Source organism: Streptomyces sp. NPDC050422 (assembly GCF_044458665.1).
GTDB lineage: Bacteria > Actinomycetota > Actinomycetes > Streptomycetales > Streptomycetaceae > Streptomyces.
Genome location: NZ_JBITIE010000002.1, coordinates 29,889 through 42,332 on the forward strand (window position 1 = coordinate 29,889; position 12,444 = coordinate 42,332).

Here is a 12,444-nt window from a genome sequence, read left to right on the forward strand (position 1 = left end):
GCGGTGGCCCGTACCTGGACTCCGGGTTCCCGCAGATGCCGGCGAGGCGACGCCGCGTCCCGACGGCGGACCTCACTCCGCCGGCTGTCGCATGACCTCGGTCACCCTGCACGACACCTTGCCCTTGGTCTCACCGACCCCCTGCGCCTTCTCCTTCGCCTTCTGCCCCGGAGCCAAGTTGCTGGTCACCGCCAGCCCGTCGGCCAGGCGCGTACCGGACGGGTCGACGAACTCCATCCGGATGATGTAGGTCGCCGTGTCACTGCCGTGGTTGAGGATCTCCACATCCGCATGCGCCCACGTCGTCAGGGAGTCGACCGTGCACGCAGTGATCGTCACGTCCCGCTCGGCGTCCTCGGGACCGGCCGTCGCCTTCTCCGTGGCCGGCGCCGACGCCGACGCCGCCACCGACGGGGCGTCGGCAACCGGCCTGCCCGACTCCGGCCGGTCGTTCCCGTCGTCGCCGCTGCTGACCAGCGCCACGATCGCGCCGACGATGACGAGCGCCAGGAGCAGCCCACCGCAGCCGACCCCGACGATCAGCCCCACGTTCGCCTTCTTCGGCGGCGGCATCGGGCTGCCCCACCCCGGACCCGGCTGCGGCGGATACTGCCAGGGCTCCTGCGACTCGGGTTCCGGCCGGCCGGGCTGCGGTGGCGGATAGCCGTACGACATGTGTGATCCCCCCAGGGATGTGCGGGTGCAAGAGGACACCGTATGACCTGGCGGAACGGTCGGCGCCGGATGTGGCGAAAGCGTGATCATGAAACCTGCGGGGCGCCCGCCGGGCCGCAGGCTCGAGCTTGCGCGATGATGGCGCCGCCGGTACGCATGCGACGGATGAAGCGTGTGCGTATCAGCCAAGGATCCGAGCCTCTGCAGAATCACCGCGAAGGGGTAGCCGGTCGTGCCCGACTTCGAAACCGATGAACCCGATCGGCTGGCCGGTGAGAGGTTTCGGCGGTGGAGTGAACGCTACGCCGACGAGGAGCCCCTGCTGCCGGTTCCGGGGTGGTGGCCCTGGCCTCTCCAGGAGGTCAGCCACCGGGACGGTGACCCCGATACGGGGATGGTGGCTGTGGACCTGCTCCCGCAGAACGATCGGGTGGATCCGGAGGCAGTGCTCGTACGGCAGCCTCTTGAGGAGGCACCGTTTGACTATGGCTGGCCCGGTGCTGCCTGGCATCCGGCAGACGATCCGGAACTGATCGTCCGAGCAGAGCAATGGGACGACGGCTCTTGGCGCTGGATTCTCTTTGTGCGAGGACCATCGCTCCCTGCCCATGCGCTGAGGCGCATCCAGGAAACCATCGAGTGGCGACCCGCTCGGATGCTCTGACTGAAGCAGCGTCGCCGACCCGGTCGTCCCTCACGCGAGCGGCCTGAACGACGAAGCGCCCCGACCGGATGAAGCCGGTCGAGGCGCTAAGTAGCAGGTCGGACAAGGCTTCCCCGCCCTGCATCGCGTAGGCCGTGTGGGACTCGAACCCACAACCAACGGATTAAAAGTCCGCTGCTCTGACCAATTGAGCTAACGGCCCTCGGCGAATCACCCCCGAGCATAGCCCGCCGTTGCCCGGCCGCCGATCGGGTATCGGTTGCCGGGCCCCGTCGTGGTGGACGCCGCCGGGTTCAGCGTGGCCCGGTGCGGGCGATCGTGCGTTTGTGATCGGGATTGAGGAACCAGTGGCGGGCCGAGGCGAACCACCACGTGGCGGCGAAGCCCAGGACCACCAGGACGGCGACCGGGGCGTAGTTGAAGGTCTCCCAGGTGACGGGCGAGACCTGGGGCAGCATGAAGAGCACGGTGATGACGACGACCCACACCACCGCGACGATGCCGATGGGACGGGACCAGCGGCCGAGGTGCCAGGGGCCGGGGCGGAAGTCGTCGCCGCGCAGGAGGCGGAGCAGGGTGGGGATGACATAGGCGATGTAGAGGCCGATGACCGCGATGGAGGTGACGGCCGCGTACGCCGTGACGTTGATCAGGTACGGAAGGCCCAGGACCAGCGCTCCGAAGGCGGCCAGCCAGACCGCCGCCACGGGGGTGCGGGTGCGGGGGCTGACCGTGTGCCAGACGCGGGAGAACGGCAGGGCACCGTCCCGGGAGAAGGCGTAGATCATCCGGCTGTTGGCGGTCACGGACGCCATGCCGCAGAAGAGCTGGGCGCCGATCACCACGAGGAGTAGCAGTTTGCCCGTGGTGGCGCCCAGGGCGTCGAGGAGGATCTGGGCGGGCGGGGCACCGGTCGGGGAGGCCAGGGCCCCGTCGTACGACTGGATGGCGAAGGTGAAGCCGAGGAGGAGGACGAAACCGGCGATCCACGAGGTCCAGATCGACTGGACGATGCCACGTGGGCCGGCGGTCGCGGCGTCGTGCGTCTCCTCCGTCATGTGGGCGGAGGCGTCATAGCCGGTGAAGGTGTACTGCGCCATCAGCAGCCCGATCATCACCACGTAGAAGCCGCTGCCCCAGCCGGTGTTGTTCACGAACTCGGTGAAGACGAACGACGCCGACTGGTGCGAGTCGGGTACGAAGGTCAGCGCGCCGACGATGACGGCGACGCCGAGCACGTGCCACCAGACGCTGACGCTGTTGAGGATCGCGACGATGCGCACGCCGAAGGTGTTCAGCAGGCCGTGCAGCAGCAGGATCGCGGCGAAGAGGAGGATCGTGCGGCCGGGGGTGACCCCGAAGTCGAACTGGAGGTTCAGGTACGCGCCCAGGAACGACGCCGCCCCGAAGTCGATCCCGGCGGTCACGGCGACCTGGCCCAGCACGTTGAACCAGCCGGTGAACCAGGCCCACGCGGCCGCCGAGCGGGGCGGGGCCAGCCGGTGGGCCCAGAAGTACAGGCCCGCGGAGGTCGGGTACGCGGAGCAGATCTCGGCCATCGCCAGACCGACGAACAGCGTCATCAGGCCGACACCGACCCAGCCCCAGGTGATCAGGACCGGACCGCCGGTGTTCATGCCGAACAGGTAGAGCGTCAGGCAGCCGGAGAGCACCGAGATGATCGTGAAAGAGACCGCGTAGTTGGAGAAGGCGGACATCCGGCGGGCGAGGACCTGCGTGTAGCCGAGCTCGGCCAGCCGCGCCTCGTCGGAACCGGCGGGCGGGGGCGCTGCGTCGGGTGCGTGCTTCGACAGGTCGGGCGGGCCGGCTGGGGACGGTTGTCCGGAAGGCGCTCCAGGTGGGTTGCTTGTCATGCCCCCAGCGATTCCCTCGCCGGGGGCACGACATGCGTCGGACGCGGACCGGTGTCGCGGCTCGAGCGCGATCCGCCGCCATCAGGGGCGGATCACGCCTCCGTCAGGAGAGCCTGGAGTACATCTGCCAGCCGCCGCCGACCTTGACCCGTGTGGAGAACAGGCCCTTGCCGTCGCCGCGGTAGCTCCACAGCACGCCTGCCGTGTCCCGGGCGAGGAGGTCGGCCTTGCCGTCACCGCTCGTATCGCCCACACCCACGAGCGAGTTGTAGACCTGCCAACCGCCACCGGCCTTCACCCGGGTCGCGAGCGCGCCCGCCCCGGTCCCGGCGTACCGCCACAACACCCCGGCCGTGTCCCGGGCCAGCAAGTCACCCTTGCCGTCACCGTTCAGATCGCCGGCACCGACCAGCAGGTAGCCCTTCCAGCCCGTGCCGATCTTCACTCGCCCCTTGAAGACACCGGCGCCCTTGCTCTCGTACAGATACAGGTATCCGGTCGACGTCTCCCGTGCGATCACATCCGCCCGGCCGTCCCCGGTCAGGTCACCCGGCGACGTCAACGCGTCATACACATTCCAGCCCGAACCGACCTTCGTGTACGCGGTCGTCGACTTCAACGCCCCACCGCACGAAGGCTTGTACGCCCGAAGCTCACCGCTCTTCACCCGCACCAGCACGTCATTGCACCGGTCACCACTGACGTCATCGAACGGGACGGCCGCAGTGACGCCGTTCGCACCCGTCCAGCCCGACCCCGACACCTTCGAACTCACCGTGCCGGTCCCGTTGCCCGTACCCCCACGGAAATCCGCCACACCCGCCGACGTGAACGCCAGCAGATCACCGAAGCCGTCGTTACCGACGAAGTCCCGACCGACAGCCGTGCCGCCCGTCACGTTCACCGAACCCGACGTCGAGAGCGCCGCGCCCTGCCCGTCGGCCGGCTTCGCCGACAGGGTCCAGGTGTACGCGCCGTTGGCGACCAGCCGGCCCGCCGTGTCCTTGCCGTCCCACGTCGCCGACAGCAGGCCACGTGCCTCACCACCGGTGAACGTACGCGCCGTGGCTCCTGTCGCCTTGCTCCTCAGGGTCAGCTGCCAGGAGCCTGCCGGCTTCGACAGCCACCAGCGGGGCGACCAGGACGTGCTCCTGGCATTGACCGAGGCCGAAACGTCCTTGTCGAGAACGGAGAGACCGGTGGTGGGCACACCGGAAGGCACGACGTGCGTGTTGCCGTCCTTGTCCGCGTACACGAGCGGGCCACCGAACCGGTCGAGCGTCCAGCCCTCCCCGGGTTCTACGTTGGCGGGCTTCCCCACGGTGCGTGTGCCCGTCGTGCCTCGCACATCGGTGATGCTGAGGACGCCGCCCTGCTCCCAGCCGACGTATCCGTCGCCGAGCATCGCGTTCCGGTGCGCCGGAAGCCGGACCGACTTCTTCGTGACGGTGCCGTACACCCCGGCGGCGCCGTTGTCGCACACCCAGTAGAGATCGGAGCCGTTGGCCCGCAGGTCCTTGATGTTGCAGTCGCCGACGTCCACGCGGCGGAGGGCCTTGCCCGTCCGTACGTCGAGTGCGTCCACGACTCCGGCCGTGGCGCCCTCGACCCAGAGCGTCGCTCCGTTGATCGTGAACGCCGGCATGTACTGGTCCTGGGCCGGGCCGGTGTAGACGGCCCTGCCCGTGTCCAGGTCGATGACCCGCAGGCGGGGCGAGTAGTCGTCCGACGCCGGGCCCGGAATCCTCACCACGGAGTAGCGGCCGGACGCCTGCATGGTGTCGTTCGGCTGCTGGTACGTGGAGTCGTCGTTGATCTTCCGGGCCGGGAGAACCGCCCCCTCGTCGAGGACGCTCAGCCCCTTGCCGTTGATCCCCTGGTACGCCAGCCGGCCGTCGCCGGTCGACAGCGCGTCCTCGCACCAGTCCCAGTCACAGCCGGCGTAGTCGTTGAACAGCCCCCGGTCCGATCGGGGACCGGCCGTCGGACCACCGCTCAGCGATACGTCGGTGCGGCGCAGCCGCGCCGTCCCGAACGGAACCCTGTCGATGGTGTGCAGCCGTCCCTGCGCGATGCTCATGCCCTCGACCACAGTGGCGATGTCTGCCACCTCGGCGACTCGGCTGGGAGTGGACAGCGCTCCGTCAGCTCCTGCGCCTATCGCGTACACGGCAGGCAGAGCGCTCTCGTCCTCGGGCACCCTGCCCAGAAGCATCGTCCCGTCGGGTTCGAACGCCACGAGCGACGCAGCACGGTCCAGGACCACGCGCTCGGAGCCACCGGTCACGGGGACCGCCAGCACCGTGTCGTCGGCTATCGACGCGTCGGCGGAACCGGTCGTAGAGGGGCGGGTGAACAGCACGTCCCGCCCCACCACTCCGAGCACATCCACCTCTCGGCGGCTCAGGCCGGGGAGGGTGAGCTCATGGGCAGGAGCGGAAAGATCCGCCATGTTCCAGACACGGAGAACATCGCTGCCCGCGGACTGCTGGACCATCTGTTCGCCGCCGCCCGTGACCACCCCGCTGAGGAGAGCCGTGGGATGCAGCCCCGCCGCGTCCAGCCGGTACACGACCGTCCCGCTGCCCACCCTGGCCTCGACGAACAGGCCGCCCGCGTCTCCGTGCCCCCGTACCTGAAGGCGCGTCGCCCCCGCGGGCAGACCCTGAACGAGGTCGTCCACCACCTGGTCGCCTTCGCGGGTCAACCGGTGCAACGCCTCCTGACCGTCCACGGTTTCGATCGTGACGATCGTGCGCCCGAAGACTCCTCCGTAGCGCTGGCCCGAGGGGATCGGAAGAGTCCATTCCTCTCCGGTTCTCATGTCCCGCTGGACGGGCCGCACTCCTCCGACGAAGGTCACTACGTCAGTCCCTGCGACATGAGCGTCCCCCCGGACCGCCGGGGGAACCGGCACCGGCCGGGTGGACCCATCGGCATACGAGGTCCAGTTGTAGCCCTCGCCCGCCACACCCCACAGATAGCCGGTCGCCCCCGCGCCGGTCAGCCGGGTCGCATTCGGGTTCCGGTTCTGCTCCGCCGGGATGACGAGTGCGGCCGGCAATCCGGCCGCCCCCGCCGTGCCCGCGGTGAGAGGGACGAACCCTGCCCCGATGCCAAGTGCCGCGATCACCGCGACAGCACTGCGTACAACCGTGTGGCGTCTCAAACCGAGCCCCTCCCGGGAACTTCGAGAAGAGCATGAGGAGGACGCGGCAGCACACGCCGCGGTCTGCGCGAAGTACGAAAGCCCCCCGGCCCCTACCCCTCATGCAAGTGGGGCGACTTTAACAGCAACCTCACAGGCGCTGGGAGGAAGTTTCGAATCCGTTCAAAAAAGCCAGGGCCCGTCAGGAGAGCCTGGAGTACATCTGCCAGCCGCCGCCGATCCTCGCACGAGTCCAGAACGTGCCCTTGCCCGTGCCGTTGTACCGCCACAGCACACCGGCCGTGTCCCGGGCCACCAGGTCGGCCCTGCCGTCGCCCGTGATGTCACCGACAGCGGCAAGTGTGTTGTAGACCTGCCAGCCGCCGCCGACCTTCGTCCGGGCAGCGAAGGCGCCCTTGCCCGTGCCGTTGTACCGCCACAGCACACCGGCCGTGTCCCGGGCGAGCAGATCGCCGTGCTTGTCACCGTTCAGATCGCCTACGCCGACGATCGTGTTGTAGGTGTTCCAGCCGTTGCCGATCTTCACCCGGCCGACGAGCTTGCCCTTGCCGTTGTCGGCGTACATCCACAACTCGCCGGCGGGCGTCCGGGCCACCAGGTCCGTGCGCCCGTCACCGGTCAGATCGCCCGGCGCGGTCAGCGCGTTGTAGATCTGCCACCCCGAACCGATCGTCAGCCGGGCCCCGTTCGGCTCGATGGCCTTCCCGCAGCTTCCGTCGTGCCGGGTGAGCACACCGGCGGAGTTCCGCACGAGCAGGTCGTTGCAGCCGTCCGCGGACAGGTCCCCGAACGTGACGACCGTCGACGTCGCCGGCCAGCCGGTCGCCGACGCTCCCGTACGCAGGTCTCCGGCGCCCGTCCCGGTACGCACGGCCAGTGTCCCGCCCGAGGTCAGTGCGAGGAGGTCGCCCTTGCCGTCACCGCTGAAGTCACGCCACTCGGGCCGCGGCTCGACGGGAGTGGGGGCGGTGGTGGCGGCACGCACCTGTGTGGTGAAGTCGCCGGTCGACTCGGTCCACACGGCAACGGGACGGCCGTCGGCGCCGACGGTGATCTGTCCGACGGCGTAGTCGCTGGTGCCCGGACTCAGAGGCGTCGGGGCCGCGGACCAGACCCCGTTCACCCGGGAGGAGGTCATGAGCCTCCGGGACGAGCTGCCCTGCGTCCACACCGCGTGCACACTGCCGTCGAGGCCGACCGCGAGATCGAACTGATCGTCCGGCACATAGCCCGTGGAAAGGGTCCTCACCGCAGACCAGTTGCCGGTCGACGCGGACCAGGTGGCGGTCAGGGCACGGAAACCGGAGCCCTCGGCATAGGCGACCCCCAGCACCGTGAGATCGCCCTCAGGGCCGACGACGGCCTTGCGCCAGGCGCCGGTGTCGAACCCGGTAACCGGCTGCGGGGCTGCCCAGTCCAGGCTTCCGGCCGGGCGCTGGGCGGACACCTGGGCCGCCGCACCCTCCACGGACTCCCGAGCGGTCCACACCAGGGCGGCGCGGCCGTCCCGGCCGAGCGCCAGTGTGGGGCTGCTCGCGTAGGAATCCGGGCCGGAGACCGTGACCGGCTCGGTCCAGCCCGCACCTCCAGGGACCAGGTCCACGACCTTGATCTCGCCGTTGTTCGCGCCGAACTGCGTGAAGGCCACGGTGGCCGCGCCCTGGTCCGAGTGGACGAGCTCCGGATCGGAGAGGGACTCCATGTCCGCGAGCTGCTCGTCCAGCCGGGCCGGTTCCGACCAGGCCCGGCCGGGCGCCTCGCGGACCGACGCGTACAGCTCGGACGAACGCCCCGAGCTGTGCCGCCACACCGCGACAAGCGTCCCGGACGGCGAACCGGCCAGCTTGCCCCCCTGGATGTTCTCCGCCGCGGTCACGATGTCGGCCGGGGCCGACCAGGTCGTGGCACCGGCTGCGAGCACCGCCATCCGGAAGACGGCGCCCGGCTTCTCCCCGTACGGCGGGATGTCGTTCGGGTACTCGACCCACGCCGCCGTGATGGAGCCGTCGGCCCCGACGGCGAGGTCCGCGTTGCCGCGCTCGCTGCCCGTCGTCGTGAGGACGTGCGGCGACCCCCACGCGGTGCTGCCGGCCGGGCGCACCGACACGACGAGTTCGCGCTTGCTGTGGTCGCCGGGTGTGCGGTTCCAGAGGGCGACCACGGCACCGTTGCCGGCTGCCCTGACGTCGAGAACGCTCTGAATGGACGTGCCGTCCGTCAGCGGTACGGACACCGCCCACGGGTCGAGGCTTGCGGAGGCTGCGGCCTGCGTCGCAAGGGCCGGGGCGGCGGTCGCTGTCGAGGACAGCGGGCCGATACCGGCAAGAAGGGTCGCTGCGGTGACGGCAGCGACGGAATGACGAAGAAGAGCGCGAGGCACTCGGGTCCTCCCCTGAGGCAAATGAGAGGCATGGGTAGCCAGCAACGTCCACGGCACCGACCACGAGGTGTCGCGGAAGAAGCGAGTGATCTCCGGCGAATCCGCCGGGCGCCGGTGCGGGAAAGGCCCCCCAACCGCACAGCCCCCATGCAAGTGAACGGACGATACCAGCGGCCCCACCTGCATCGGAAGATGCTTCGCGCCTCGAACAGCGCAGCGTTCGCACCCGTCGCATGCAACAGGGCCCGCACACCACCGAAGTGATGTACGGGCCCTGCTCAGCAGTCAGGCGATCGCGATCCGACGATCAGCCGTTGCGCTTCCAGCGCGGCTTGTCGTCGCGGCGGCCGAAGGTACCGGTTCCGGTACCCGTGCCGGTGCCACCGCGGTGGTCGTCGCGGCGGCCGGTCGGACGGTCGCTGGCGCCACCGGCGCGGAAGCCGCCGGAGGGACGGTCGTCGCGACGGTCACGGTTGAACGGACGGTCGCTGCCGCCGGAGCGGAAGCCACCCGAGGGGCGCTCGTCACGACGGTCGCGGTTGAACGCCGGACGGTCGTTGTCGCGGTTGAAGCCGCCCGACGGACGGTCGTTGTCGCGGCGCTCGAAGGAACGGCCACCACGGTCGTCGCGACGGTCACCGCCACCGGAGCGGAAACCGCCCGAGGGACGCTCGTCACGACGGTCGCGGTTGAACGCCGGACGGTCGTTGTCGCGGCGCTCGAAGGAACGGCCACCACGGTCGTCACGACGGTCACCGCCACCGGAGCGGAAGCCACCGCCCACGGGGCGGTCCTCACGGCGGTCGTTGCTGCCGCGGAACGACGGACGGTCGCTGCTTCCGCGGTAACCGTTGCTGCCGGCCGGACGGCCACTGCGCTCGCCGACACGGTCGTTGCCGCCACGGTAACCACCACGGTCGCCGCCGCGGTTGTCCCGGCGCTCGAAGTTGCCGCGGTCGTCGCGACGCTCCTCGCGCGCAGCCTGCTGCTCCGGCACGGAAGCGGCGGCCAGAAGTGCGGCCTCCGCCTCGGCGGCGACCTCGGCCACTGCTGCCTCGGGGTCGTCGCCCCGCTCGCGCGCGGCGCGGGCGACCAGGCGGTCGGCCTCCTCGCGCAGCTCCACGGCACGGCGCTGGATGCGCTCCAGCTGCTTCGTCAGGTCGGCGGCCTCGCGCTCGGCCTGCTTGGCGGCGTTGTTCGCGGAGTCGGCCTGGACCTCGGTGAGCGAACGGGCGCCGGTGATCTCGGCGACCTCCGGCTCGAAGACGCCCGCGCCCTGGACGATGTGACGCGAGGCGTCGACGCCCGCGTCCTCCATCAGGCGGAAGATCTGGCGGCGCTGGTGCGGCAGCGCCAGCGAGACGACGACACCCGACTTGCCGGCACGGGCGGTACGGCCCGAGCGGTGCAGGTAGTCCTTGTGGTCACCGGCCGGGTCCACGTTCAGGACCAGGTCGATGCCGTCGACGTGGATACCGCGCGCGGCGACGTCGGTCGCGACGAGCGCGTTGACGAGGCCCTTCTTGAAGTCCTCGAGAACGCGGGTACGCGCGCCCTGGGTCATGCCGCCGTGCAGCGCGTCGGCCTTGACGCCCGCGTCGACGAGCTGCTCGGCGATGCGGTCGGCGCCCAGCTGGGTGCGGACGAAGATGATCGTGCGGCCCTTGCGGGCGGCGATCGCGGAGGTGACCGGCGCCTTGTCCTTCGGCTTCACGACGAGGACGTGGTGCGACATGGTCGAGACGTTGCCCTGGGCGGAGTCGACCTCGTGGGTGACCGGGTTGCTCAGGTAGCGCTTGACCAGGGTGCCGATCTCGTTCTCCATGGTGGCGGAGAAGAGCATGCGCTGGCCGCCGCCGGGGATCTGGTCGAGCAGCTCGGTGACCTCGGGCAGGAAGCCCAGGTCGGACATCTGGTCGGCCTCGTCGAGGACGGCGACCTGGACGTTCTCCAGGGAGCAGGCGCCCCGGTTGATGATGTCGCGCAGCCGGCCCGGGGTGGCGACGAGGACGTCGACACCGCGCTCCAGCGCGTAGATCTGGTTACCCATCGACGTACCGCCGCAGACGACCTTCATCTTCAGGCCGAGCACGTCGCCGTAGGGCTGCAGTGCGTCCGCGACCTGCATCGCGAGCTCACGGGTCGGGGTGAGGATGATCGCGCGGGGCTTCTTCTTCTCGGTGTGCCCACCGGCCAGCGCGGTCAGGGTCGGCAGACCGAAGGAGAGGGTCTTGCCGGAGCCGGTACGGCCGCGGCCCAGGATGTCCTTGCCGGCCAGGGCGTCCGGGATGGTCGCAGCCTGGATCGGGAAGGGCGCGGTCACACCGTTCTGCGCGAGCTTGCGGACGATGCCCTCGGGCAGGCCCAGCTCGGCGAACGTGATGGTCGGCTCGGCGTCCGCCTTGTCGGCGGCGTCGGTGTCGGCCTGCTCGGCCTTGGGGGCGTCGGTCTCGACGGAGTCGGCGACCTCTACGGTCTCTGCGACCTCGGCGACGACGGCCTCCGCGGCCTCGATGAGCTCGGCGCTCTCGACGTTGTTCTCGACGTTCTCGGGCATGACGGTGTGGTCAGAACTGGAAATTGACATGCGAAATGCGAAACCTTCCGGAGTCTCGGCACGCGCCCGTAACTCCGTGTTTTCGCAATTTCGACCGCCTCAATGCGGTCCAGCCACGGCAAGGGAGAGTACGCGCCACACGGCGCTCTTCTGTGTCGGCGCCGGGCAATGGGATCAAACGATCTATAACCATACGCACCCTTCCCCCGTTTGCGCAAACCGGCCCCGGTCGGCCACCCCCTCAGGCCGGTCTCACCTGCGGTGATGCCTCCGGAGTCCGCATCGCGTACACGGCATCCGGCGCACCCGTCGTGCCGCTACGGAGCTGAGCGGCCGGCGAGGCCGACGGCACCGGCGGTGCCGGCTCGGAGGGCTCCGGATCGGGCTCCGGCGGAGTCGGCGGCTGCGGGCTCTCGGGGGTGCCGGGGCCCGGGTCGGACGGAGCCGGCGGTTCCGGCTGCTCGGGGGCCCCGGGCCCCGGCGCCGCGGGCGTCCGCGTGGCCGGGTGACCGCCCCCGGCCGGGCCGGACCGGTCGTCGGGTTCGGCGCCGGGGCTGCCCGAGGGGGCGGCCGAGGCACTCGGGCCGGCGGACCGGCCGGCCCTGCGCTCGGAGTGCGCCCCGGCGCCGCCCCCCGTACGGGCGTGGCCGGTCCCGGCGACCGTGGATCCGTCCGGCTCGGCCACCGAGCCCTTCGGCACGGCGGAGCCGGAGGGCGCCGGCTTTCCGCCGTCGGAGCCGATGCTCATGCAGCCGGTGGACGCGGCGATCGTCACCGCAGTGACGGCCGCCCAGCGGACGGGAACGGACAACTGGCGCACGGGGGCACCTCCGGGGGCGCGAAGAAGGACGAGGCATCCCGGAAACGAGCCGGGAGCGCTGTGCCCAACTCCCGCCGCCCCGCAGGGGACACGCCCCCGGGGCAGGCCCGCACACCTCGTTCACACCTCGCCGCGTGCCGCGTGCCACCCGAATCTGCGCGGATACGGCCCCGGCCTCACCCGTAACCGAGCGCGTGCAGCCTCTCGTCGTCGATGCCGAAGTGGTGGGCGATCTCGTGCACGCAGGAACACCCGTTAGACACCTTGTCCGATCGGGGATCTAGGCTGGTCTGCGGGGATAGGAG

At 70.4% G+C, this 12,444-nt stretch carries 7 protein-coding genes, 1 tRNA gene and 1 pseudogene; 1 reads left to right on the forward strand and 8 read right to left on the reverse strand.

All coding sequences use genetic code 11. From position 1 onward, the window contains the following. Positions 1 to 72: 72 nt before the first annotated feature. Positions 73 to 675: a hypothetical protein gene (locus tag ACIBJG_RS03030; RefSeq protein ID WP_399303335.1), complete on the reverse strand. Its 603-nt coding sequence runs from the start codon at positions 673 to 675 to the stop codon at positions 73 to 75. A 232-nt stretch (positions 676 to 907) separates the two neighbouring features. Between ACIBJG_RS03030 and ACIBJG_RS03035 the strand changes: the two genes are divergently transcribed. Next, positions 908 to 1,339, forward strand: coding sequence for a hypothetical protein (locus tag ACIBJG_RS03035; RefSeq protein ID WP_399303337.1), 432 nt, complete (start codon positions 908 to 910; stop codon positions 1,337 to 1,339). A 128-nt stretch (positions 1,340 to 1,467) separates the two neighbouring features. On the opposite strand, the gene ACIBJG_RS03040 is transcribed toward ACIBJG_RS03035, so the two are convergent. The 7 genes and pseudogenes from ACIBJG_RS03040 to ACIBJG_RS03070 form a co-directional block, all read right to left on the reverse strand. Next, positions 1,468 to 1,541: transfer RNA gene (locus ACIBJG_RS03040), tRNA-Lys, on the reverse strand. A 91-nt stretch (positions 1,542 to 1,632) separates the two neighbouring features. Then, positions 1,633 to 3,213 carry an amino acid permease gene (locus ACIBJG_RS03045; RefSeq protein WP_399303339.1) on the reverse strand — a complete coding sequence of 527 codons (1,581 nt, stop codon included), beginning with the start codon at positions 3,211 to 3,213 and terminating at the stop codon, positions 1,633 to 1,635. Positions 3,214 to 3,316: 103 nt separating this feature from the next. After that, entirely contained in the window at positions 3,317 to 6,346 is a 3,030-nt protein-coding gene (locus ACIBJG_RS03050) for an FG-GAP-like repeat-containing protein (RefSeq protein ID WP_399303341.1), read from the reverse strand. A gap of 217 nt (positions 6,347 to 6,563) precedes the next feature. Beyond that, a complete protein-coding gene (locus tag ACIBJG_RS03055) occupies positions 6,564 to 8,762 on the reverse strand; it encodes an FG-GAP repeat domain-containing protein (protein ID WP_399303343.1) in 2,199 nt (732 codons plus the stop codon). A 307-nt stretch (positions 8,763 to 9,069) separates the two neighbouring features. Continuing rightward, complete coding sequence (locus tag ACIBJG_RS03060) at positions 9,070 to 11,319, reverse strand: DEAD/DEAH box helicase (RefSeq protein ID WP_399303345.1); 2,250 nt, start codon at positions 11,317 to 11,319, stop codon at positions 9,070 to 9,072. A gap of 241 nt (positions 11,320 to 11,560) precedes the next feature. Next, on the reverse strand, positions 11,561 to 12,139 hold the full coding sequence (locus tag ACIBJG_RS03065; RefSeq protein ID WP_399303347.1) for a hypothetical protein: 579 nt from the start codon (positions 12,137 to 12,139) through the stop codon (positions 11,561 to 11,563). Positions 12,140 to 12,315: 176 nt separating this feature from the next. After that, positions 12,316 to 12,420 (reverse strand): annotated as a pseudogene (locus tag ACIBJG_RS03070) (metallopeptidase family protein); the annotation flags it as partial. Positions 12,421 to 12,444: the final 24 nt, after the last annotated feature.